The organism is Flavobacterium ardleyense (assembly GCF_042686085.1).
In the GTDB taxonomy this organism is placed as follows: Bacteria; Bacteroidota; Bacteroidia; order Flavobacteriales; family Flavobacteriaceae; genus Flavobacterium; species Flavobacterium ardleyense.
In genome coordinates this window covers 34467-58387 of the sequence record NZ_JBHUOL010000011.1, presented here as the reverse complement: position 1 = coordinate 58387, position 23921 = coordinate 34467, and the positions used below count along the sequence as shown (strand labels likewise).

General features: G+C 33.3%; 17 protein-coding genes and 1 riboswitch. Of the genes, 15 read left to right on the top strand and 2 right to left on the bottom strand.

The features are described from left to right. Nucleotides 1-69: 69 nt before the first annotated feature. The 3 genes from ACFSX9_RS05625 (at nt 70) to ACFSX9_RS05615 (ending at nt 4329) form a co-directional block, all read left to right on the top strand. Entirely contained in the window at nt 70-966 is an 897-nt protein-coding gene (locus ACFSX9_RS05625) for a GLPGLI family protein (RefSeq protein ID WP_379805518.1), read from the top strand. 14 nt (nt 967-980) lie between these two features. Beyond that, nucleotides 981-3713, top strand: a complete 2733-nt coding sequence (locus ACFSX9_RS05620; protein ID WP_379805516.1) for a carboxypeptidase regulatory-like domain-containing protein — start codon at nt 981-983, stop codon at nt 3711-3713. Between the two features lie 106 nt (nt 3714-3819). Then, a complete protein-coding gene (locus ACFSX9_RS05615; RefSeq protein ID WP_379805514.1) occupies nt 3820-4329 on the top strand; it encodes an outer membrane beta-barrel protein in 510 nt (169 codons plus the stop codon). A 168-nt stretch (nt 4330-4497) separates the two neighbouring features. On the opposite strand, the gene metK is transcribed toward ACFSX9_RS05615, so the two are convergent. After that, nucleotides 4498-5748, bottom strand: a complete 1251-nt coding sequence (gene metK / locus ACFSX9_RS05610; RefSeq protein ID WP_379805512.1) for a methionine adenosyltransferase — start codon at nt 5746-5748, stop codon at nt 4498-4500. 486 nt (nt 5749-6234) lie between these two features. Here metK and epsC point away from each other — a divergent pair, with 486 nt between their 5' ends. From epsC to metF, 8 genes are all read left to right on the top strand, one after another. After that, nucleotides 6235-7071 carry a serine O-acetyltransferase EpsC gene (epsC, locus tag ACFSX9_RS05605; protein WP_379805510.1) on the top strand — a complete coding sequence of 279 codons (837 nt, stop codon included), beginning with the start codon at nt 6235-6237 and terminating at the stop codon, nt 7069-7071. Nucleotides 7072-7090: 19 nt separating this feature from the next. Next, nucleotides 7091-8002, top strand: a complete 912-nt coding sequence (gene cysK, locus ACFSX9_RS05600; RefSeq protein ID WP_379805508.1) for a cysteine synthase A — start codon at nt 7091-7093, stop codon at nt 8000-8002. A 411-nt stretch (nt 8003-8413) separates the two neighbouring features. Continuing rightward, a complete protein-coding gene (locus ACFSX9_RS05595) occupies nt 8414-9706 on the top strand; it encodes an O-acetylhomoserine aminocarboxypropyltransferase/cysteine synthase family protein (protein ID WP_379805506.1) in 1293 nt (430 codons plus the stop codon). A 60-nt stretch (nt 9707-9766) separates the two neighbouring features. After that, a complete protein-coding gene (locus ACFSX9_RS05590; protein ID WP_379805504.1) occupies nt 9767-10732 on the top strand; it encodes an alpha/beta fold hydrolase in 966 nt (321 codons plus the stop codon). 107 nt (nt 10733-10839) lie between these two features. Continuing rightward, a complete protein-coding gene (gene thrA, locus ACFSX9_RS05585; protein WP_379805502.1) occupies nt 10840-13251 on the top strand; it encodes a bifunctional aspartate kinase/homoserine dehydrogenase I in 2412 nt (803 codons plus the stop codon). A 129-nt stretch (nt 13252-13380) separates the two neighbouring features. Beyond that, nucleotides 13381-13485, top strand: a riboswitch (SAM riboswitch). 234 nt (nt 13486-13719) lie between these two features. Continuing rightward, on the top strand, nt 13720-14757 hold the full coding sequence (locus ACFSX9_RS05580; RefSeq protein WP_379805499.1) for a homocysteine S-methyltransferase family protein: 1038 nt from the start codon (nt 13720-13722) through the stop codon (nt 14755-14757). Nucleotides 14758-14760: 3 nt separating this feature from the next. Then, on the top strand, nt 14761-17859 hold the full coding sequence (locus tag ACFSX9_RS05575; RefSeq protein ID WP_379805496.1) for a vitamin B12 dependent-methionine synthase activation domain-containing protein: 3099 nt from the start codon (nt 14761-14763) through the stop codon (nt 17857-17859). Between the two features lie 84 nt (nt 17860-17943). Next, a complete protein-coding gene (gene metF / locus ACFSX9_RS05570; RefSeq protein WP_379805494.1) occupies nt 17944-18900 on the top strand; it encodes a methylenetetrahydrofolate reductase [NAD(P)H] in 957 nt (318 codons plus the stop codon). Between the two features lie 63 nt (nt 18901-18963). Here metF and gldA read toward each other — a convergent pair whose 3' ends face one another. After that, the gene (gldA, locus tag ACFSX9_RS05565; protein ID WP_379805492.1) at nt 18964-19866 is read right to left on the bottom strand and encodes a gliding motility-associated ABC transporter ATP-binding subunit GldA; all 903 of its coding nucleotides are present in this window, start codon (nt 19864-19866) and stop codon (nt 18964-18966) included. 266 nt (nt 19867-20132) lie between these two features. On the opposite strand from gldA, the gene ACFSX9_RS05560 reads away from it, so the two are divergent. From ACFSX9_RS05560 to ACFSX9_RS05545, 4 genes are all read left to right on the top strand, one after another. Continuing rightward, nucleotides 20133-20957, top strand: coding sequence for a prephenate dehydratase (locus ACFSX9_RS05560; RefSeq protein WP_379805490.1), 825 nt, complete (start codon nt 20133-20135; stop codon nt 20955-20957). Beyond that, nucleotides 20954-22102, top strand: a complete 1149-nt coding sequence (locus tag ACFSX9_RS05555; RefSeq protein WP_379805487.1) for a pyridoxal phosphate-dependent aminotransferase — start codon at nt 20954-20956, stop codon at nt 22100-22102. Before ACFSX9_RS05560 ends, ACFSX9_RS05555 begins: the two co-directional genes overlap by 4 nt. 31 nt (nt 22103-22133) lie before the next feature. Further along, on the top strand, nt 22134-23216 hold the full coding sequence (locus ACFSX9_RS05550) for a chorismate mutase (RefSeq protein ID WP_379805485.1): 1083 nt from the start codon (nt 22134-22136) through the stop codon (nt 23214-23216). Between the two features lie 80 nt (nt 23217-23296). Continuing rightward, nucleotides 23297-23818: a hypothetical protein gene (locus ACFSX9_RS05545; protein WP_379805482.1), complete on the top strand. Its 522-nt coding sequence runs from the start codon at nt 23297-23299 to the stop codon at nt 23816-23818. Nucleotides 23819-23921: the final 103 nt, after the last annotated feature.

The following is a 23921-nucleotide window of genomic DNA, read 5'->3' as shown; positions in this document are numbered from 1 at the left end:
TTGCTCAATAAATTGTGTAACAAATTAAACGTTTGAGAGTCTATATAAGTAACTATTTATTCCAATACAATGAGAAAATTAATATTAGCTTCAATTTTGCTGGTTTCCGGCTTCATTCAGGCGCAAGAGTTTCAAGGATTAGCAGTTTATGAATCAAAAACAAGTACGGCAGATATTACAAAAGCTTTTAGCGGCAACCGTGATATTACACCCGAAATGCAAAAGCAAATAGAAGAGCGAATGAGAAAAATGTTTGAAAAAACGTTTATTCTTAATTTCGATAAAACAGCTTCCATATGTAAAGAAGAAGAAAAGTTAGATGCACCGGGTCAACAAGGTGGCGGCAGAATGATGTCGTCTATGATGGGCGGTGGCGGCACGCATTATAAAAATGTAAAAGAAAAACAGTTTTCGGTAGATAAAGAATTTTTCGGAAAAGAGTTTGTTGTAAAAGATTCTTTGCCAAAATATGACTGGAAATTAGAAGGCGAATCAAAACAAATTGGAAGTTATACCTGTTTCAAAGCCACAGCTGTAGTTAAAGTAAGTGCCTCTGATTTTAGGAATTTCAGACCTAGAAATCGCGATAAAAAAGAGACTGATAAAAAAGTTGAAACCGTAAAAGACACTACTAAAACATCAAAAACTAATTTCACTGAAGATTGGGAAATGCCTAAAGAAAATACCATCACAGCTTGGTATTGTCCAGAAATACCAATTAATCAAGGGCCAGAAAATTACTGGGGTTTACCGGGTTTAATTTTAGAAGTAAACGATGGTAAAACAGTGATGTTGTGTACAAAAGTTGTTATGAATTCGAAAGAAAAAGTGGCGATTAAACCTGTTGGAAAAGGAAAACAAGTGACTCAAAAAGAATACGATGAGATTGTGAAAAAGAAAACGGAAGAGATGATGGAAATGAATTCAGGGCCAAATGGCCAACGCTCTATTAGATTCAATCGTTAATTTTTGAAATTATAATGAAGAAAATACTTTTACTATTGATACTGGCAATTTCATCGAGTGCCTTTTCTCAAAATATTCGTTTTGAAGGAGCAATTAAAGATTCTACGGGTACCGGGTTAGATATGGCAAACGTAATGGCGGTGAATCAACAAACCAAAGCTATGGACGCTTATGCTATTACAAATGAAGCGGGAAAATTCGTACTAAATTTAAAAGCAAATACAGCTTATACGATTAAAGCGAGTTACATCGGATTTCAATCGTATGAGAAATCGGTCACTACAACGACTTCAAATATGAATTTTCCGATTGTTTTAAAGGAAGGAACGCAATTGAAAAATGTTGAAGTGGTTTATGAAATGCCGGTTACAATTTCAGGTGATACCATAATTTATAATTCGGATTCGTTTACAAATGGAACAGAGCGAAAATTAGAAGATGTTTTGAAAAAATTGCCAGGTGTTGAAGTGAATAAAGATGGTGAAATTGAAATTGAAGGGAAACGAGTTCAAAAAGTAATGATTGAAGGAAAAGATTTTTTTGATGGGGACACCAAATTAGCTACAAAAAACATTCCAGCAGATGCTTTAGATAAAATTCAGATTTTACGAAATTATAATGAAGTTTCTAATCTAAAAGGATTGGACAATAACGAAGAAAACATTGCAATAAATATCAAATTAAAAGAAGGTAAAAAGAACTTTTGGTTTGGAGACTTAACAGCAGGAGTTGGTGTTGGACACAAAGAAGAACGTTACATTATCAATCCGAAATTGTTCTTTTATAGCCCGAAATACAGTTTGAATATTATAGCAAATAAAAATAATATTGGCGAATTACCTCTGACGGCTCAAGATTATTTCAAATTTACGGGTGGTTTTAAAAACATGATGCGAAAAGGCGGTTCTTCCTTTAATGTTGTTTCAAATGATCTTGGAATTTTAGGACTTCGTAACAATCAAGCCGCTAATATTGAATCCGATTTTGGAGCGGCAAACTTCAGTTTTAATCCTTCAAAAGCTTGGACATTGAGTGGTTTTGGAATTCTGCTAGGAAACAAAACAGAAATTGAAACTACTAACACTTCAAATCGTACGGATAATTTGCCTGATGGAACTACGCAAACGATTACAGAAAAAAGAGAAGATTTCACAAGACAAAAAAATAAATTGGCTTTGTTGAAATTGAGTTCAAGTTATGTTCCTTCTGCAAAAGTCCATTTTGACTACGATGCTTTGATAAAGTTATCTGACCAAAAAGAAAATTCAAGCGTTTATTCTACTTTGTTAGATGATATTTATACGAACAAAAAGCAAAATCCATTTTCGATTAATCAGAACTTAAATTACTATTATACTTTAAATGATAAAAATGTTTTTTCTGCGGAGTTTCAACATATTTATCAAGAAGAAGATCCGTTTTATAATGCAAATTTAGAAACTCAACCTTTCGTTTTATCGGGATATGATGGTTCGCAATTGCGTGATGATGTGAATCAGCAACGTTTCGTGAAAACGAATAAATTAGACGCTAAAATCGATTATTATTATATGGTAACGCCAAAAAGCAACATTAATTTGACTTTAGGAAATACGTATTCGTACCAAAATTTTGATTCTTCTATTTTTCAAATGTTAGATAACGGAACACAAAATGATTTAACTTCGGTCGAAAATTCAAATAATGTAGATTATGCTTTTAATGATGTATTCCTTGGAGTTCATTATAAGTTTTTGAAAGGTAAATTCACCTTCAATCCTGGATTTAGTGTGCATCAATACAATATGATTGATGGACAACTGGGGACTTCGAACAAAAAATCGTTTACACGAATTTTACCAGATGTTTATGCGTTGTGGCAAATTAAAAAATCACAAACCTTGACTTATAATTATTCGTTAACAAATAATTTTACAGATATTAATAAATTAGCTGAAGGTTACGTATTTTCGAATTACAACAGTTTATTTAGCGGGAATCGTAACTTAGAAAATTCAACTTCTCAAGTGCATTCATTACGTTTCTTCAAATATAATATGTTTAATTTTGAAAATATATTTGCAAATATTTCGTATTCAAAACAAGTCGATGGAATTAAAAATAAATCGTTATTAACAGGTGTAAATCAAGTTTCGACAGCGGTGAATATGAATTCTAATTTTGCTGATGAATCGCTTTCTGGAAGTGGAAATTATGGTCGTTCGTTTGCAAAATATTACAAAGCAAATGTAAGAGCGAGTTTTAACTGGAATAAATACAATAATATTCGAGTTTATCCTGACGGCGATTTAGATCCAAATAACAATCCAACAAAAAATCAAACTACAGAATCATTTAATCAAAGTTATAATGTTGGATTTTCTACCAATTATAAAACAATACCAAATCTTGGATTATCTTATACATATTCGATCAGCGATAATTTCTCAGACACAATATATACTGATAGTCCGGCGTTAACTTTAGAATACTATTTTTTAGAAGCATTTTCGTTTACTTCGGAATATAATTTTTATCGCAATTACAACAAATCAAAAACTATCAATAGTGAGTATGATTTCTTGACGGCTAATTTAATGTATAAAAAGAAGAGTAGTAAGTGGGAATGGAAATTATCAGGGACTAATTTGTTGAATACGAAATCGTTAGATACAAGTAGTTTTAGTCAATTAGGAGGAACAAGTAACTTCTCAAGTTATATAGTACAACCAAGATATATTATAATTGGTTTAAAATATAGTCTATAAAGAAACTTATTTCCGTTTCTGTTTTAATGCTTTAAATGAAAGTAGTACTTTTGCAAAAGTTTTCACATAAGTGAGAATTATATAATCTTATTTTAAATATTTAATCATGAAAAAAATCATTCTTGGGTTGGCAATTTTTGCTTTTAGTTTTGCAAACGCACAAGCTCCTTTAGAAACAGGAGGAATTCAATTAAATGCTGGATTCGGATCTTCAAACTGGGGAACTCCAGTATATGTGGGACTTGACTTTGGTGTAGTGGAGAATTTTACTCTTGGTGCTGAGTTGTCTTATCAATCTTACAACCAAAACGGCGGTCCGTATGATTATAAAAGTACAATTTACGGAATTCAGGTAAACGGAAATTACCATTTCAACGAATTGTTAAATATTCCAAGTAAATGGGATGTTTATGGAGGAGCTAACATAAATTATTACAGCTGGACTACAAAGTATGATGGTGTTAAAGTAACTAACTATAGTGATTCTGACGATTTCGGATTAGGATTACAAATTGGAGGTCGTTACTTCTTTACTGATAATTTCGGTATTAACTTACAATTAGGTGGAGGTAATGTTACTAGCGGTGCAAAACTAGGAATTACTTATAAATTCTAATTTTATCTAATATAAAAAGGAGTCATTTCTATCTTGAAATGACTCCTTTTTTTGTTTGTAACAATTTGCTATTTGAAAAAAAACCTCAATCCAAATGAATTACGGTTTTCTAAAAAGTTGTTTTTATTCGATTTCAGTTTCTTTATACAAGAAATAATTCCCGAAGTATTAGATTTTAAAAGCAGCTTTTACTTGATCTACATAATCTAGCTTTTCCCAAGTAAACAATTCAACTGTTAATGTTTTTTCTTCACCATTTGGTGTTCTAAAAGTTTTTGTCACGGTTTCTGGAGTTCTTCCCATGTGTCCGTAAGCAGCAGTTTCGCTGTAAATAGGATTTCTTAACTTTAAACGTTGTTCAATAAAGTAAGGGCGCATATCAAAAATGCTTTCTACTACTTTACTAATTTCGCCGTCAGTCATATTTACTTTAGAAGTTCCATAAGTATTAACGTTGATTGATGTTGGTTCAGCTACACCAATTGCATAAGAAACTTGTACTAAAATTTCTTCAGCTACACCAGCAGCTACCAAGTTTTTAGCAATATGACGTGTTGCGTAAGCTGCAGAACGGTCCACTTTCGATGGGTCTTTTCCTGAGAAAGCACCGCCACCATGAGCTCCTTTTCCGCCATAAGTATCTACGATAATCTTTCTTCCTGTTAAACCAGTATCACCATGAGGTCCTCCAATCACGAATTTCCCTGTTGGATTAATGTGGTATTTAATAGCGTCATTAAACAAATGGGCATACTGAGGATTTTTAGCAATTACTCTTGGAATCAAAATAGAAATAATATCTTTTTTAATTTTAGCTAACATCGTTGGTTCGTCAGCAAAATCATCATGTTGCGTTGAAACTACAATAGCATCAATACGAACTGGTTTGTTATCATCCGAATATTCTAAAGTCACTTGCGATTTAGCATCCGGACGTAAATAAGTGATTTCCTTATTTTCTCTTCTTAAATCTGCTAAATCTTGTAATAATTGGTGCGAAAGTTTCAAAGCCAAAGGCATAAATTCTGCCGTTTCATTCGTAGCGTAACCAAACATCATTCCTTGGTCACCCGCTCCTTGTTCTTCTTTGTTTACTTTGTCAACACCTTGATTGATGTCTGCAGATTGTTCGTGGATTGCAGATAAAACACCACACGAATTTGCTTCAAACATATATTCACTCTTTGTATAACCAATTTTCTTGATTACATCACGAGCAATAGTTTGTACATCTAAATAAGTTTTTGATTTTACTTCTCCTGCTAAAATCACTTGTCCTGTCGTAACTAATGTTTCACAAGCTACTTTTGATTCAGGGTCGAAAGCTAAAAAGTTGTCAATTAATGCGTCACTGATTTGATCAGCTATTTTGTCTGGATGTCCTTCACTTACAGATTCAGACGTAAATAAGTATGCCATTTTTTATAAAATTAAATAATTATAAATATGGAAAAGTCAAAAAGATAAAAGTCGCGAAAAAGTACTAAAAGGAAGTGTTCCTGCTTTAGCATTTTTTTAACGAGGTTGCAATCAGTTCAAATTTTTCCTCTAAATTCTTTGCAAATGTATGAAATGAATTTGAATTCCAATTAGTTGTTAACTTTTATTTATTGTTTGCGGCGTCAAGAGTGTAAGATTGGATAAAATCTTTTTAAGTGTGCAAGCGATGAGCGAATTTCTGAAATTAAAAAAATTAAGTTAAAATTCCAGAAAATAGTACTTTAAGTAAGATTAGGTTTTATCTTTGTTTTACTAAAAATGAAATGACATGAATTTAATAGTATGTAATATTTGTTGTAAGCTGTGGAAATTTCCACGGAGGACTTCTATTGCATAATTTTTAAATTTTAAAAAATATGAATGAAACCTCTGCTTTTTGTAGAGGTTTTTTTGTTTTAGATTAATATGAATACTATGAAAAGTAAAAACGCTATAAGTCAAGTTTTGTTTAATAGAAATAGGTTAGATAAAGGAGCGCCACTTATAAAAGCGAAAGTTGAAATTTGGATAGAAGATTTGTTTTCTTGGTTGTTTTATGGACATGGACAATGCGAATCAATTGAGTTGTTTGAACAAAAAGAGCAAAAACTGAACTCAGATTTACAGTTTTTCATAACTCAAGTTGGTATTGAAAACGACTTAGAATTAGCTAACTCATTCTTTGAGGATTTGTTAGCTATCTACAATGATTTATTAGCAGATTTAGATGCTATTTTGGAGTTTGATCCAGCGGCAAAATCAAAAGATGAAGTTATGTTGGCCTATCCTGGTTTTTTTGCTATCACAGTTTATCGAATTGCTAATAATCTTTGGAATAAAAAAATAGCGATTTTACCACGAGTTATTTCAGAATATGCACATGGAAAAACAGGTGTTGATATTCATCCTGGCGCAACTATTGGGAAACGATTTTTCATAGATCATGGAACAGGAATCGTGATTGGCGAAACGGCAATAATCGGTGATGAGGTAAAAATTTATCAAGGAGTAACATTAGGTGCATTAAGTGTAAGCAAAGACAAAGCAGAAGTAAAAAGACATCCTACAATAGAAAACAACGTTATAATTTATGCGAATGCAACTATTTTAGGTGGAAATACAGTTATCGGAAGAGATTCGGTAATTGGTGGAAACGTTTGGTTAACGGATTCTATTCCCGCGCAAACATTAGTGTATCACAAGAGTGAAATAAGTGTAAGATCAAAAAATAATTTTCCAGAACCTATAAATTTTAGTATATAATTGATAAAAATAAATTGATATGAAAGCACATAATATTTTAGAAACAATCGGTAAAACGCCAGTCGTTAAGATCAATCGAATGTTTGGTCCAAATAAAAATGTTTGGATTAAGCTTGAAAAAACAAATCCAGGAGGAAGTATTAAAGATCGTATCGCATTAGAGATGATTGAAGATGCCGAAGCACGAGGGATTTTAAATAAAGACAGTGTTATAATTGAGCCGACTTCCGGTAATACTGGAATAGGTCTGGCTTTAGTTGCTGCTGTAAAAGGGTATAAAGTAATTTTGGTTATGCCGGAATCAATGAGCGTTGAGCGAAGAAAATTAATGGAAGTTTATGGAGCTAAGTTTGAGCTAACACCTCGTGAAAAAGGAATGAAAGGAGCTATTGAGAAAGCAGCTGAATTAGTAAGCGAAATTCCAAATGCATGGTCGCCTTCCCAGTTTGATAATCCTGCAAATATTGAAGCGCATAAGAAAACAACTGCACTCGAAATTATTGAAGATTTTCCGGAAGGGATAGATTATATAATCACGGGTGTTGGAACTGGTGGTCATATTACAGGAGTTGCAGAAATTGTCAAAAAGAAATTTCCAAACCTAAAAGTAATTGCAGTTGAGCCAGAATTATCTTCTGTTTTGAGTGGTGGAGCGCCTGGACCACATCCATTACAAGGTATTGGTGCTGGTTTTGTGCCAAAAAATTATCATTCTAGTTTAATTGACGAAGTCATAACGGTTTCGAAAGACGATTCTTATGCATTTGCTAAGAATAGCGCTTTAAAAGAAGGAATTTTTGTTGGCGTTTCTACTGGAGCTTCATTAGCGGCTGTGGCAAAAAAAGTACAATCTTTGCCGGATGATGCTGTAATTCTGACGTTTAACTACGATACAGGAGAACGTTATTTATCTGTTGAGGGTTTGTATTAGTAATTGTAAACCAATGTTTTATTTTCATTTAAAATCCTTTAATTCAGTTTTTTACTCTATATTTTTGTTTAAAATTAGTAAAATTTAGAAAATTGATCTATTTATTTTTTTATAACAGAAAATAAATCTAATTTTGACCCATCAAATAAAAACAAAGAGATTATGAAATTTACAATGTGCAATATGTGTATGATGATGTGGAAGCAACCGCAGAGGAAACCTATTGTGTAATTTCTAATTATAAACATACACTTTAACCTCTGCCAAAAGCAGGGGTTTTTTTATTTCTAAAAAATGTAAAATATGAAAGTAGCAATTTATAATCCAAGACGAAGTTGTCGAATGTGTAGCCAGTAAGAATACATTCAAAAAAAATTAAAAAAATTACAAAAATCTTAAAAATTAAATAAAATGAGCACAAATAAATTTGCAACAAACGCATTACACGCAGGACACGATGTTACTAATAATGGTGGAACAAGAGCCGTTCCAATTTATCAAACGTCATCGTATGTATTTAATAATTCAGATCACGCTTCAAATCTTTTCAGCCTTTCAGAACCGGGTTATATTTATACAAGATTAAATAACCCAACAAATGATGTTCTTGAACAACGATTAGCCAAGTTAGAAGGTGGAATCGGAGCTGTAGTTACCGCTTCAGGATCTTCGGCAATTGCAACCACTTTGTTAACCTTATTAAAAGCGGGCGATCACATTGTGGCTTCGAATAGTTTATATGGCGGAACTTACAATTTACTAAATGTAACGTTACCAAGATTAGGAATTACTACAACATTCGTTGATCCGTCAGACGCTGAAAATTTCTTAAAAGCTTCGAAAGAAAACACAAGAGTCTTCTTTGCAGAAAGTCTAGGAAATCCAAAATTAGATGTATTGGATTTAAAAGCGATTTCAAAAATAGCACAAACTTATAAAGTGCCATTTATTGTAGATAATACGGTTGCGACTCCTTATTTATTAAATCCAATTGAACACGGAGCAGATATCGTAATTCACTCCTTAACAAAATATATTAGTGGAAATGGAACTTCGCTTGGAGGAGCTATTATCGATGCTGGAAATTTCGATTGGAGTAACGGAAAATTTCCTGAATTTACAGAACCTTCCGCAGGATATCACGGTTTAAAATATTACGAAGTTTTAGGAGCTTCTTCTTTCATTGCAAAAGTTAGAATCGAAGGTTTACGCGATTTAGGAGCATCATTAAGTCCTTTTAATGCTTTCCAAATTATCCAAGGTTTAGAAACTTTAGCCATTCGAATTAAAAAACACAGTGAAAATGCGTTGGAATTAGCAAAATGGTTGCAAAACCAAAGTGAAGTCGCTTGGGTGAATTATCCCGGATTAACTTCTTCGAAATATTATGATTTGGCCCAACACTATTTACCAGAAGGACAAAGTGGTGTAGTAACATTTGGTTTAAAAAGTGGTTTTGAAGGTGCGAAAAAAGTAGCAGATGGCACAAAATTATTCGCTCTTGTAGCTAATATTGGCGATACCAAATCTTTGATTATTCATCCGGCAAGTACAACGCACCAACAATTATCGGAAGCTCAACAAATTTCAACAGGTGTTTCTAAAGATTTAATTCGTTTATCAGTTGGATTGGAAGATGTGGAAGATTTAAAAGCCGATTTAAAAGCAGTTTTCGCAAAAATTGCGGTTCAAAATATAGTTTAGTTTTTTGGTTTGAAGACTGCCGTTAGTTTTTCTAAAGGCAGTGTTTTTTAAAAAAGAAGTATGAGTGCGATTCAAAAAATAATATTCGAAGATTTTCCATTACGAAATGGAGTAGTGCAATCCAACATTATGTTGTCTTATCAATTGTTTGGTCAGCCGATTGGAACTGCTCCTTTGGTTTTGGTAAACCACGCTTTAACGGGAAATTCGCAAGTGACAGGTGAAAACGGTTGGTGGAAATCATTAATTGGCGAAAATAAAACCATCGATACCAATAAATGTACAATTTTAGCTTTTAATATTCCAGGAAACGGGTATCAAGACGAAGAAAATCAAGTTGAAAATTACAAGGATTTCACAACGTATGATATTGCAAATTTATTTTGGAAAGGAATCGATTCGTTAAAAATTATTCAAGTTTTCGCAGTTATTGGCGGAAGTTTAGGCGGATCAATAGCTTGGGAAATGGCATTCATCCGACCAAATACTATTGAGAATTTAATTCCGGTTGCTACAAGTTGGAAAGCTTCCGATTGGTTGATTGGAAATGTATTAATTCAAGATTTAATCCTTAATAATTCCAAAAACCCAATTCACGATGCCCGAATCCACGCAATGCTTTTATACCGAACGCCCGAATCTTTTCAAAAAAAATTCAATTCAAAATTACAAAATGAAAACGGAATGTTTCAAGTCGAAAGTTGGTTGTTGCATCACGGCGAAAAATTGCAAAATCGATTTCAACTTTCAGGCTATAAATTGATGAATCATTTGTTGAAAACCACGAATTGCTTCAAGCCATTAAATCAGTCGGACGTTTTACGAAGTCTTACTTCAAACATTCATCTCGTTAGCGTTGATAGCGATTATTTTTTTACGGCTAACGAAATAAAAACGGCTTTTCTTGAAATAAAAACGGAAAAGAATAATGTGTTTTATCACGAAATTAAATCCATTCACGGACACGATGCTTTTCTAATGGAATACGAACAATTGAACACCATTCTTACTCCAATATTTAATTAAAAAATAAAATCTAAAAAAATGAAATCGCTCACGAGACTATTTGCGGAAGCAAAATCCAATAAAAAAGCGATACCATTTTTTACCTCTAAAAAATAAAATTACAACAAATGAAAATACTAAAATTTGGCGGAAAATCGCTAGCAAACGGCGAAGGATTACAAAAAGTAATTCAAACGATTGCTCAGAAATATTTTAACAACGAAGCCATTACAGTTGTGGTTTCGGCAAGAGGAAATGCAACCGATGAATTATTGATTCTATTAAAAAAAGCACAAGCAAATATCGAATTTAAATCAGATTTTGAACAATTCAAAACATACCAGTTGGAAGGTTTGAAAGCTAATATTTTCGAAGAAGAATTTTTAATTTTACATAAATTATTTGAAGGCGTCTCGCTTTTAGGCGATTATAGCGAGAAAATAAGTGACCAAGTAATTGCTTTTGGTGAAATTCTATCTGCAAAATACATCGCACACTTTTTAAACGAAAACAGCATAAAAGCTCAATTTACCGATACACGTCAATTAATCAAAACCGATGATAATTTCGGAGATGCACAACCACTCGAAGGAATTTCTAAACAAAATGTAATCACATATTTTGAGAATAATCAAGATAAAATCAATATTGTTACTGGTTTTATTGGTTCAAATTTGCATAATGAAACCACGACTTTAGGAAGAAATGGAAGTAATTATACGGCTTCATTACTAGCGAATTATTTGGATGCCGAAGAATTTCAGAATTACACAAACGTTGACGGAATTTTTACCGCCAATCCAGATTTAGTTGCCGATGCGAAAAAAATCGAGCGACTATCTTTTAATGAAGCGAATGAATTAGCTACTTTCGGAACACAGATTCTGCACGCTAAAACGATTATTCCGTTGGTGGAAAAAAATATCCCTTTGCGAATTCTAAACACGTTCAACACTGAAAGTAATGGAACGTTAATCACTTCCGAACAAACTAATGAAGGTATTAAGTCGCTTTCAGTGCTAACAAATGTTTCGCTGATAAATTTAGAAGGAAGAGGTTTGCTAGGTAAAACGGGAGTTGATGCAAGAATTTTTAGAGTGTTGGCCGAAAACGATATTAGTGTGAGTATTATTTCGCAAGGTTCATCAGAAAGAGGAATCGGTTTGGTTGTGAATTCTGATAAATCGGCAAAAGCTTTAGCCGGTTTAAAAAAGGAATTTGAAACTGATTTTTATACGAAAGACGTGCATAACATTTCGGTTAACGATACAATCGCTGTGATTTCAATTATTGGACAAGATTTAACGAATTTCCACAAATCGTACAATGCTTTAATTCGAAATAAAATCACGCCAATCCTTGTCAATAATACAATTACCGGAAGAAATATCAGTTTGGTAATTCATCAAGACGAGTTTAAAAGAGCTTTAAATGTAATTCACGGAGAAATTTTCGGAGTAGCAAAAAAAGTAAATATTGCTATTTTCGGACACGGAACTGTAGGTGGAACATTAATCGAACAAATTTTAGCTTCTGCAAAAAATATTGAGACTAAAAAAGGCATCAGATTGAATATTTTCGCCATTGCAAATTCTAAAAAAGTGTTGTTAAATAAGTCCGGAATAAATCACGATTGGAAAATTGCTTTAGAAAATGAAGTTCAAAATTATTCCATTGATGAGGTTATTTCTTATGCAAAAGAACATCATTTGGAGAATTTAATTGCAATTGATAATACCGCAAGCAAGGTTTTTGTAAGCAATTATATTCCCTTAGCAGAAAATGGATTCGATTTAATTTCGTCTAATAAAGTTGCCAATACAATTGATTTTGAGTCTTATAAGAAATTGCGAAATGTATTAGAACAAAATCAAAAAGAATATTTGTATGAAACCAATGTTGGAGCGGGTTTACCATTAATCGATACCATTAAATTATTGCATTTATCAGGCGAAAACATCACTAAAATCAAAGGCGTTTTCTCAGGAACTTTGAGTTATTTATTCAACCAATTTTCATCTCAAGACAAAAAATTTAGTGAAGTTTTGCAAGAAGCCATCGACAAAGGTTTCACCGAACCCGATCCAAGAGAAGATTTAAACGGCAACGATGTCGGAAGAAAATTATTAATCTTAGCACGCGAATTAGATTTGCAAAATGAGTTTGAAGAAGTACAAATCCAAAATTTAATTCCTACCAATTTAAGAGACGGAAATGCTTCTGATTTTATTCAGAAATTAGCCGAATTAGATGAAGTTTATCAAAACATAAAAGACAAACAAGAACCCAATCACGTTTTGCGTTACATAGGAGAATTATCGGGCGATTTACAACAAGAAAAAGGAAATTTAGAGGTAAAATTAATCTCCGTTCCGGCCACTTCTTCCCTAGGATCTTTGCGTGGTTCGGACTCTATTTTCGAAATTTACACCGAATCTTATGGCGAACAACCCATCGTAATTCAAGGAGCCGGAGCCGGAGCCTCGGTTACAGCTCGTGGCGTCTTTGGCGATATTTTAAGATTAACTAACAAAAATTAGAATTTAATTCTTAATAATTAGTAATAAATAGATTGCAAAACTGATTTAAAGCTAATTTAAAGCATAATTTAGATATATTTTCATTACTGCAAAATTCGCAGTACATTTGCACTGTTCTTACAATTACTGCTGTTATCACGAAAGCTGGAGGGAATAGACCCGTCGAAAGCTTAGCAACCCTACACTCGTAGAAGGTGCTACATTCTATCTCAAAATTTTGGGAAAAGATAACCCCGAGAAATTTCTTTCTCTTTCTTGATAACATCAATTTTTTTTGGAGCGAATGGCTTGCGTTTTTTGGCTAACCATTTTCCCGCTTTGCGTTGTAATCTTTTCTTTTTTTTAAATAAAAAGAAAAGGATTTCCACTTCAATCGGGGCTAGTCAGTAATCCATTTTTGTAAAATTTAGATTTCATAAGAAATTCCGATTTGTACTAATTACAATCAGATTAAAAGTAAAAAGAAAGATGTCAAATAAGAGTAAAAGTGCTGTTGTTGCTCCCGTTTTTGGGAATACAAGTCTTATTCAAGAAGAAATAAAAAAACGAATTCTCGTACTCGATGGAGCTATGGGAACAATGTTGCAACGCTATAAATTTGAAGAACAAGATTTCAGAGGCGAGCGTTTCAAAGATTTTCCACATCCACTAAAAGGGAACAACGATTTATTAACGCTAACACAACCCGAAGCCGTAAAAGCCGTGCATCGAGCCTATTTCGAAGCCGGAGCAGATATCGTTGAAACCAACACCTTTTCAGGAACAACCATCGGAATGGCGGATTACCATTTAGAAGATTTGGTTTACGAATTAAACTTTCACTCGGCTAAAATTGCAAGAGAAGTCGCGGATGAGTTTACTGATAAACCTCGTTTTGTAGCAGGTTCCATCGGACCAACCAACAGAACAGCATCAATGAGTCCAGATGTGAATGATCCAGGTTTTCGTGCGGTAACTTTTGACGATTTAAAAACAGCTTACAAACAACAAATTGAAGCATTAATTGACGGCGGTTGTGATTTGCTTTTAGTAGAAACGATTTTCGATACTTTAAATGCAAAATCAGCATTATTCGCCATTGAAGAAGTAAAAGAAGAACGCAATATCGATATTCCTGTAATGGTTTCCGGCACAATAACAGATGCTTCCGGCCGAACGCTTTCTGGTCAAACCGTTGAAGCATTTCTGATTTCAATTACGCACATTCCTTTGTTGAGTGTTGGCTTTAATTGTGCTTTAGGAGCAGATCAATTGAAACCTTATTTAAAACGTTTGGCACACAATACGCAATTAAATATTTCAGCACATCCAAATGCTGGTCTGCCAAATGCGTTCGGACAATACGATCAAACGCCAGAAGAAATGCGTGATTTAATTAAAGAATATTTACAAGATAATTTAGTAAATATAATCGGTGGTTGTTGTGGAACTACGCCAGAACACATCAAATTAATCGCTGAAGTAGCACAAGAATTCCAACCAAGAATTTCAGAAATAAAAGAATAAGTGATGAGTTCTAATTCAAATAAATATTTAAAACTTTCGGGTTTAGAACCTTTGATTGTTACCCCAGAATCTAACTTTATTAATGTTGGCGAACGAACCAATGTTACGGGTTCACGAAAATTTCTTCGTTTAATAAAAGAAGAAAAATACAACGAAGCACTTTCTGTAGCCAGAGAACAAGTAGAAGGTGGAGCTCAAATCATCGACATCAATATGGACGAAGGAATGTTAGACGGCGTTTACGCAATGACAAAATTCCTAAATCTAATTGCATCCGAACCTGATATTGCTAGAGTTCCGGTTATGATAGATTCTTCGAAATGGGAAATTATCGAAGCCGGATTAAAAGTAATTCAAGGAAAAGGAATCGTAAATTCAATTTCTTTGAAAGAGGGAGAAACTACTTTTAAGCATCACGCAAAATTAATAAAACGCTATGGTTGTGCTGTAATTGTAATGGCTTTTGATGAAAAAGGTCAAGCCGATTCTTTCGAACGTCGTATTGAAATTTGCAAAAGAAGTTATGATATTTTAGTAGATGAAGTTGGTTTTCTTGCGGCAGATATTATTTTCGATCCTAATATTTTCCCAGTTGCCACAGGGATGGACGAACACAAATTGAATGCTTTGGATTTCTTTAGAGCAACAAAGTGGATTCGTGAAAACTTACCTTATGCTGGAGTTTCGGGCGGAGTAAGTAATGTGTCGTTTTCTTTTCGTGGAAATGATAAAGTACGTGAAGCAATGCATACAGCGTTTTTATATCATGCCATTCAACACGGAATGACGATGGGAATTGTAAATCCAGAAATGCTGGAGATTTATGACGAAATTGATAAAAATTTACTAGAACACGTTGAAGATGTTTTATTAAACCGTCGTGATGATGCAACCGAACGTCTTTTGGATTTAGCCGAGAGTTTTAAAGGTGATTTCAAAGTCAATGAAAAAGCGATTCAAGAATGGCGAAATGGCTCATTTCAAGAACGAATTACACATTCATTAGTAAAAGGAATTGATGAATTTATAGAAATTGATGTAGAAGAAGCTCGTGAATTAGCTGAAAAACCAATTGAAGTCATCGAAATTAATCTAATGGCCGGAATGAATGTTGTCGGCGATTTATTCGGAAGCGGAAAGATGTTTTTACCTCAAGTAGTAAAATCAGCTCGAGTTATGAAAAAAGCGGTTGCTTATCTTTTACCTTATATTGAAGCTTCAAAAGACGGAAAATCTTCCTCGGCTGGAAAAGTATTAATGGCAACGGTTAAAGGCGATGTGCACGATATTGGTAAAAATATTGTAGCCGTTGTTTTGGCTTGCAATAATTTCGAAATCATTGATTTAGGAGTAATGGTTCCGCCTGAAAAAATCATTGAAATTGCCATTAAAGAAAATGTAGATATTATCGGATTAAGTGGTTTAATTACGCCGTCGCTAGATGAAATGGTTTATTTAGCGAAGGAAATGGATAAGCTAAACATCAAAATTCCATTGATGATTGGTGGTGCTACAACTTCGAGAGCTCACACTGCTGTGAAAATTGCACCCGAATATAAAGAAACAATTGTCCACGTAAATGATGCTTCAAGAGCCGTAACGGTGGCGAGCAGTTTGCTTAAAGAGGAAACTAAAGAAACTTATTCAAAAAATATCAAAGAAGAATATAATGCACTTCGTGAACAATATTTAAGCAGAAGCAGAGAGAAAAACTATTTGTCAATTGCCGATGCTCGTAAAAATAAATTCAAAATTGACTGGGATAATTATTCGCCAAGCAAACCAAATTTTATTGGAACAAAAACAATTGACGTATCCTTTTCTGAATTGGTGCCTTTTATCGATTGGACGCCTTTTTTTCAATCTTGGCAATTGTTTGGAAAATATCCAGCGATTTTAACAGATGAGGTTGTAGGCGAACAAGCAACTGATTTGTTTAAAGATGCCCAATTAATGCTGGATAAAATAATCACAGAAAACTGGTTCACTGCAAAAGGAATTCTAGGAATTTTTCCAGCAAATACAATAAATGATGATGATATTGAAATCAGCCCCCCAGCCCCCGAAAGGGGAGTTGCCAATATTGTGGAAAAGCAAACTTGGGAAACAGCAAATCCAGCTTTATATGATTTATTAAAAGAGAAAGCAAAACAAATGAGGAATCAACCAACAGAAGCTGAAAAAATGTTTTGGAATATTTTAGCTAATAAAGGGCTTGAAGGTTATAAGTTTCGAAGACAACATATTATTGGTCAGTATATTGTCGATTTTGTATGTTTAGAAAAAAGATTAATAATTGAAGTTGATGGTTCTGTTCATAATGTTCAAGAACAAATCGAACACGACCAATTAAGAACCGAATGGTTGGAATCTAAAGGGTTTAAAGTTGTGAGATTCACAAATAAACAAGTTTTATTAGATTCCTTAAATACGATTGAAAGTATTCGTAAAGAATTAAACACAATCTTGGAAGTTCCCCCTTCGGGGGCTAGGGGGCTTTTTTTAACTTTAAGACAACAGAGTGCAAAAACTGCTGGAGCTCCAAACATAGCTTTATCAGATTTTATTGCACCAAAAGAAACCAACATTCAAGATTATATGGGATGTTTTTGTGTTTCAACAGGTTTTGGAGTGGAAGAAAAAGCAAACGAATATGCCGAACAATTGGACGACTACAATTCTATTTTGGTAAAAGCATTAGGTGATCGTTTTGCGGAAGCTTTCGCGGAATATTTACACTTAAAAGTGAGAAAAGAAATCTGGTGTTATGATGCAGATGAGGAGCTTTCAAATGCCGATTTAATTAAAGAAAGTTATAGAGGAATTCGTCCAGCTCCTGGATATCCAGCTTGTCCCGATCATTTAGAAAAACCTACCATTTGGAAATTATTACAAGTAGAAGAAAAAATCGGAGTAAAACTAACCGAAAGTATGGCAATGTGGCCAGCTTCATCGGTTTCGGGTTATTATTTCGCAAATCCTGAAAGTAAATATTTCGGATTAGGAAAAATAAAAGCAGACCAAGTTGCCGATTACGCTAAAAGAAGAAATATCACCACTGAAGAAGCTACGAAATGGCTTTCGCCAAATATATCAGAGTAGTTTTTTTATATACTGAATATTGAAGATAATTCAATTAAAATCAGATTATACAATATACGACAATACATTATACAATTTTTAAAAATGAAAGTAACCCAACATATAGAAAAAGCAAACGGAAAGCCTTTGTTTTCTTTCGAGATTTTACCGCCGTTAAAAGGACAAAACATTCAATCTATTTTTGATGGAATTGATCCGTTGATGGAATTTAATCCACCGTTTATTGATGTTACTTATCATCGAGAAGAATACGAATATAAAGAATTGGCCAACGGATTACTACAGAAGAAAATCGTAAAAAAGCGACCAGGAACGGTTGGTATTTGTGCTGGAATTCAAAATAAATACCAAGTCGATGCCATTCCACACGTTTTATGTGGCGGTTTTTCAAAAGAAGATACTGAGAATTTATTAATCGATTTAGATTTTTTAGGAATCGATAATCTTGTAGCACTTCGAGGTGATGCGGTCAAAAGTGAAACCTATTTCAAGGCTGAAAAAGAAGGACATAATTACGCTTCCGAATTAGTCACACAAATCAGTAATTTAAACAAAGGAATTTATTTGGATGAAGATTTACAGAACACCAATAAAACCAATTTTTGCATCGGAGTTGCGGGTTATCCTGAAAAACATATGGAAGCCCCAAGCATGGACAGCGATATTCATTTCTTGAAGCAAAAAATAAAAAATGGAGCCGATTACATTATCACGCAAATGTTTTTTGATAATCAAAAATTCTTCGATTTTGTAGCTAAATGCAGAGCTTCGGGAATTACAGTTCCAATTATTCCTGGACTGAAACCTATCGCGACAAAAAAACAACTGAATTTAATTCCGCACCGATTCAAAGTAGATTTACCCGATGCTCTAATTATGGAAGTTGTTAAAGCAAAAGATAATGATGCAGTTAAGCAAATTGGTATCGAATGGTGTACGCAACAAAGTAAAGAATTGGTAAAAGCCGGAATTCCATTATTGCATTATTATTCGATGGGAAAAGCAGAAAATGTGAAAGCAATCGCTCGAGATATTTTCTAATTTTAATAAAAAATCTCCTTACCAAATTATATATGGAGGAGATTTTTCTTATGATTATTTAGCTTATTTTTTAGCTGTTTTTTCTCTGAAAATTTGTTCTAAATTCTTACTTTTTAAGGCGATTTGTAAAGTTTTCAATCCGTTGTCGTGAGCAAAATCAAATAAAACAGGACGCATATCTGTTGCCGTGTTGAAAGTAAGTTCCCAAACGAAATCGTGTGTGTTTTTTGCCGATTTCAAATCAATTAAAGTTACGAAATCAGCTTCACTAACTTTTTTATCAAATTCTACTTCGATTATCTGTTCCGTTTCTTCAGCAACTAAATTGTTCAATTTTTTATCAGTTACAATTTTTCCTTTATTGATGATGATTATTCGATCACAAATCGCTTCAACTTCTTGCATAATATGAGTAGAAAGAAAAACCGTTTTATCTTTTCCGATGTTTTTAATCAAATCACGAATCTCAACCAATTGATTAGGGTCTAATCCTGTAGTTGGTTCATCCAAAATCAAAACATCTGGATTGTGTAATAATGCTGTTGCTAATCCTACACGTTGACGATATCCTTTAGAAAGTGCGCCAATTTTTTTATGACTTTCAGGAGTTAATCCAGTTAGTATAATTACTTCTTCAATTCGAGATTTTGGTGCTTTGTGTAAATCAGCATTAAACGCTAAATATTCTCTAACATATAAATCCAAATATAATGGATTGTGTTCTGGTAAATAGCCAACAGATTGTTGCACCGCTTTTTGATCTGAAGTTACATTGTGTTCGTTTACGATTGCAGTTCCTGAATCTGCCGATAAATAGGTTGTCAATATTTTCATCAATGTGGATTTTCCAGCACCATTCGGACCCAGAAAACCTACAATTTCTCCTCTTTTAACAGAGAAACTAATATTGTCTAATGCTTTTTGTTCTCCGTAGTTTTTTGAAATATTTTGAACCTCTATTGACATGTCGTTTGAATTTTAGCAAAAATAACATTTTTTACAGGAACTTAATTTTATTTAAAAAACTATTTTAGTTTCCATTTTTTTATTACTTTAGCCAAATATAACAACTAAAAATATAATGTTAGTACACAGCACATTTTTTTATAACAGTTCTTTTTATTTCTTCTGGAGACAGATGAGGGATTGTTGTGCTATTATATAAATCGTAGAAATTTATTTTATAAACATACAATCCTGATGCAAATCAGGATTTTTTTTTGCTCAAAATTATGGAAATCAAAGTTGCAATTCAGGGGATTCTAGGTTCGTTTCATCATCAGGTGGCTGAAAAATTATACCCTAAAAGTGTATCGATTCAAGAATGCATGACTTTTAATAGCTTAGTAAATAGTATTTTAGGGGGTGATGCTGCTATTGGAATTATGGCGCTAGAAAATTCGATTGCTGGTTCGATTTTGCCAAACTACAACTTGATAGATGAAAATGATTTGCAAATAATAGGCGAGCATTATTTAGATATTGATATGAATCTGATGGCTTTAAAGGACCAGAAAATTGAAGATATTAGCGAAGTGCATTCACATCCAATAGCGCTGTTACAATGTGCTGTATTTTTCAACAAACATCCGCACATCAAGATAATAGAAAGTGTTGATACTGCTGAAACAGCCCAGCGCATTAAGAATAATAACTTGAAAGGAATTGCTGCAGTAGCAAGTAGTGTAGCGGCTGAAATGTATGATTTAGAGATTTTAGAAAAAAACATTCACACTATAAAAACCAATAAAACGAGATTTGTGATTGTGAAAAAGAATTCAGAAATAACATTAGATAATGTGAATAAAGCATCGGTTAAGTTTAGCTTATTGGATACGCCTGGAAATTTAGCTTCAATTTTAAATGTTTTAAATGATTTTGGGCTGAATGTTACAAAAATACAATCGGTTCCCATTATACAAAAGCCTTTTGAGTATGCTTTTTTTGTTGATTTTATTTTTAAAGAGTATGACAGTTTTCTCGAGGTAAAATCAATTTTAGAGACAATGACTTGGGAGCTGAAGTTATTAGGAGTATATAAAAATGGCAATGTATGATAACAACAGCAAACAGATTAAATACAATTAAAGAGTACTATTTTTCAAGCAAATTGAGAGAAGTTAACCATTTAATTTCATTAGGAAAGCCAATTATCAATATGGGAATAGGTAGTCCTGATCTAAAGCCTTCTCCTGAAGTAATTCAGGCGATGCAAGATGCGATGCAGGATAATATAGCACATCAATATCAAAGTTATCAAGGTATTACTGAGCTAAGAGAAGAGATTGCTCATTTTTATCAACGCAATTTTAATGTCAAATTAGATTCGAATGCGGAAGTGCTTCCTTTAATGGGATCAAAAGAAGGAATCATGCATGTTTCGATGGCTTTTTTAAATGAAGGCGATCATGTTTTAATTCCTAATCCGGGTTATCCCACTTATGATTCTGTTACAAAATTGGTAGGAGCAAAATCTGTTTTTTATGATCTGTTGGCGTCCAATAACTGGGAACCCGATTTCGAGTATCTAGAAACTTTAGATTTAAAGGCAGTAAAAATAATGTGGGTAAATTATCCGCATATGCCAACTGGTGCTGTGGGAAGTTTAGCGCTTTTTCAGAAAATTGTTGATTTTGGAAATAAACACGCTATTTTAATTATAAATGATAATCCGTATAGCTTCGTGCTAAACGAAAGTCCAACTTCTATTTTTGAAGCAAATGGAGCACGAGAAATTGCGTTAGAATTAAATTCACTTTCGAAAACCTATAATATGTCGGGATGGAGAGTTGGCATGCTGACAGGTAATTCAAGAAATATAGCTGCGGTTTTGAAAATAAAGAGCAATATGGATAGTGGTATGTTTTATGGAATTCAAAAAGGTGCAATAGCAGCACTAAAAAGTGATAAGGCATGGTTCGATAACTTAAATTCAATTTATAGCAAAAGAAGAGATTTAATTTACCAACTGGCTGATTTGTTAAAATGCACTTATGACAGAAAAGCAGTCGGGATGTTTGTATGGGCAAAACTACCTGATGATGGTGAAGATGCTGAGAAATTCATAGATGATATTTTATATAAAAATGACGTTTTTATAACCCCGGGCACTATTTTTGGCAGTAATGGGAACGGATACATCCGTTTTTCATTATGTGTATCAGAAAAAAATATTAATGAAGCGATTAGAAGAATAGAATAAAAGAAAGTAATTTTACATTATTAAATAAGTTATGGAAAATAATACAATATTGCGCACTTGGTTAGATGATTTCAAATTAAATCATCCTTTGGTTATTGCCGGACCTTGTAGTGCTGAAACGGAAGATCAAGTTTTAAAAATAGCGCACGAATTGAAAAATTCAGATGTTACAATTTTTCGTGCAGGAATTTGGAAACCAAGAACGCGTCCTGGAGGATTTGAGGGTGTGGGAGAAATTGGTTTGAAATGGTTGCAAAAAGCTAAAGCTGAAACTGGATTATTAATTGCAACAGAAGTTGCAACTGCTGCGCACGTTAAGTTAGCATTAGCACACGATATTGATGTGTTGTGGATTGGTGCGCGAACTACGGCAAATCCGTTTGCTGTTCAAGAAATCGCGGATGCGCTGCAAGGAACTGATAAAATAGTATTATTAAAAAATCCTGTAAATCCAGATTTGTCTTTATGGATTGGTGGTTTAGAGCGGTTGTATAATGCCGACATTAAGAAATTAGGCGTTATTCATAGAGGATTTTCAACTTACGAAAAAACAAAATATAGAAATAATCCAGAATGGCAAATTGCGATTGATTTACAAAATCGTTTTCCAGATTTACCTTTGATTTGCGACCCTTCTCACATTACAGGAAAGCGTGAAATGATTCAAGAAGTTTCGCAACAAGCTTTAGATTTGAACTATGATGGTTTAATAATTGAAACTCATATTGATCCAGATAATGCTTGGAGCGATGCTGCGCAACAAGTAACGCCGGCAACTTTGAAACAAATGTTTATTAATTTAAGAGTGAGAAAAGTGAGTGATGATGAAAGTGAATACAATCAAAACATGGCTAAATTGCGAATTCAAATTGACGAGTTTGATGGTAAATTGTTAGAAATTTTGGGCAACCGAATGAAAGTTGCAGACAAAATAGGCTTGTTGAAAAAAGAAAAGAACGTTGCTATTTTACAAAATCAGCGTTGGAATGAAATTTTAGGTAAAATGATTTTGGAGGGAGAGGAAAAAGGGTTGAGCAGTGATTTTGTCATGCTTTTATTTAAGGCTATTCATCAAGAAAGTATCTCGCATCAAGAGAAGGTAATAAATAGATGAAAATTTTAACATTTTTACGCGAAATAGATAAAAAATTTTATAAATTCGCCGCTGTTAAAAACAATAAACAAAAACTAACAATGAAAAAAATTTTACTATTAGCTATTTTCTTCGTAGGAATGGCTATGAATGCTCAAGTTGACAAGATTTACAAACACAACGGAGAAATTGTTGATGGAAAAGTAATTAAATTAGAGGAGTACACAATTATCTTCAAGTATGATGGTGAAGACGCTGAAAACACTATAAGCAAATATGCTGTTGAGAAAGTTGTTTACGGAAAATCAGGAAGAGTAGAAGATGTAACTGAAAAAATCACTATCAGCGGAGAAGCTGACTGGGAAAAAGTTGTTATCTTGGAAGATAAAGGATATATCGCAGGTTTAAAAAAAGATGGTGAAGTAAGAGGAAAAACAGGAATGATCAATTACCATACAGGTAATACAGGAGATAAAAAAGCAGAGAAAAAACTTAAAATGGAAGCAGCAAAAATGGGATGTCCTTTTATTTTGCAAACTGCAGATAAGTCTACTGTTGGAGCATCTTCTAATGGTTTAGGAGGTTCTCAAGCAATTAAAAAAGGTATAGCTTACAAATATTAATATTTGTTTAAATATATTTTAAAGGCTACTATTTAAGTAGCCTTTTTTATTTATAAATTTTAACTATAAACACTATCTTTGCTATTATTAATTGGAGTTATTA

What these genes read in the sequence shown, in the direction of transcription:
- ACFSX9_RS05625 (WP_379805518.1), top strand. Translation starts at nt 70, where the DNA reads ATGAGAAAATTAATATTAGCTTCAATTTTGCTGGTTTCCGGCTTCATT.
- ACFSX9_RS05620 (WP_379805516.1), top strand. Translation starts at nt 981, where the DNA reads ATGAAGAAAATACTTTTACTATTGATACTGGCAATTTCATCGAGTGCC.
- ACFSX9_RS05615 (WP_379805514.1), top strand. Translation starts at nt 3,820, where the DNA reads ATGAAAAAAATCATTCTTGGGTTGGCAATTTTTGCTTTTAGTTTTGCA.
- metK (WP_379805512.1), bottom strand. Translation starts at nt 5,748, where the DNA reads ATGGCATACTTATTTACGTCTGAATCTGTAAGTGAAGGACATCCAGAC.
- epsC (WP_379805510.1), top strand. Translation starts at nt 6,235, where the DNA reads ATGAATACTATGAAAAGTAAAAACGCTATAAGTCAAGTTTTGTTTAAT.
- cysK (WP_379805508.1), top strand. Translation starts at nt 7,091, where the DNA reads ATGAAAGCACATAATATTTTAGAAACAATCGGTAAAACGCCAGTCGTT.
- ACFSX9_RS05595 (WP_379805506.1), top strand. Translation starts at nt 8,414, where the DNA reads ATGAGCACAAATAAATTTGCAACAAACGCATTACACGCAGGACACGAT.
- ACFSX9_RS05590 (WP_379805504.1), top strand. Translation starts at nt 9,767, where the DNA reads ATGAGTGCGATTCAAAAAATAATATTCGAAGATTTTCCATTACGAAAT.
- thrA (WP_379805502.1), top strand. Translation starts at nt 10,840, where the DNA reads ATGAAAATACTAAAATTTGGCGGAAAATCGCTAGCAAACGGCGAAGGA.
- ACFSX9_RS05580 (WP_379805499.1), top strand. Translation starts at nt 13,720, where the DNA reads ATGTCAAATAAGAGTAAAAGTGCTGTTGTTGCTCCCGTTTTTGGGAAT.
- ACFSX9_RS05575 (WP_379805496.1), top strand. Translation starts at nt 14,761, where the DNA reads ATGAGTTCTAATTCAAATAAATATTTAAAACTTTCGGGTTTAGAACCT.
- metF (WP_379805494.1), top strand. Translation starts at nt 17,944, where the DNA reads ATGAAAGTAACCCAACATATAGAAAAAGCAAACGGAAAGCCTTTGTTT.
- gldA (WP_379805492.1), bottom strand. Translation starts at nt 19,866, where the DNA reads ATGTCAATAGAGGTTCAAAATATTTCAAAAAACTACGGAGAACAAAAA.
- ACFSX9_RS05560 (WP_379805490.1), top strand. Translation starts at nt 20,133, where the DNA reads ATGGAAATCAAAGTTGCAATTCAGGGGATTCTAGGTTCGTTTCATCAT.
- ACFSX9_RS05555 (WP_379805487.1), top strand. Translation starts at nt 20,954, where the DNA reads ATGATAACAACAGCAAACAGATTAAATACAATTAAAGAGTACTATTTT.
- ACFSX9_RS05550 (WP_379805485.1), top strand. Translation starts at nt 22,134, where the DNA reads ATGGAAAATAATACAATATTGCGCACTTGGTTAGATGATTTCAAATTA.
- ACFSX9_RS05545 (WP_379805482.1), top strand. Translation starts at nt 23,297, where the DNA reads ATGAAAAAAATTTTACTATTAGCTATTTTCTTCGTAGGAATGGCTATG.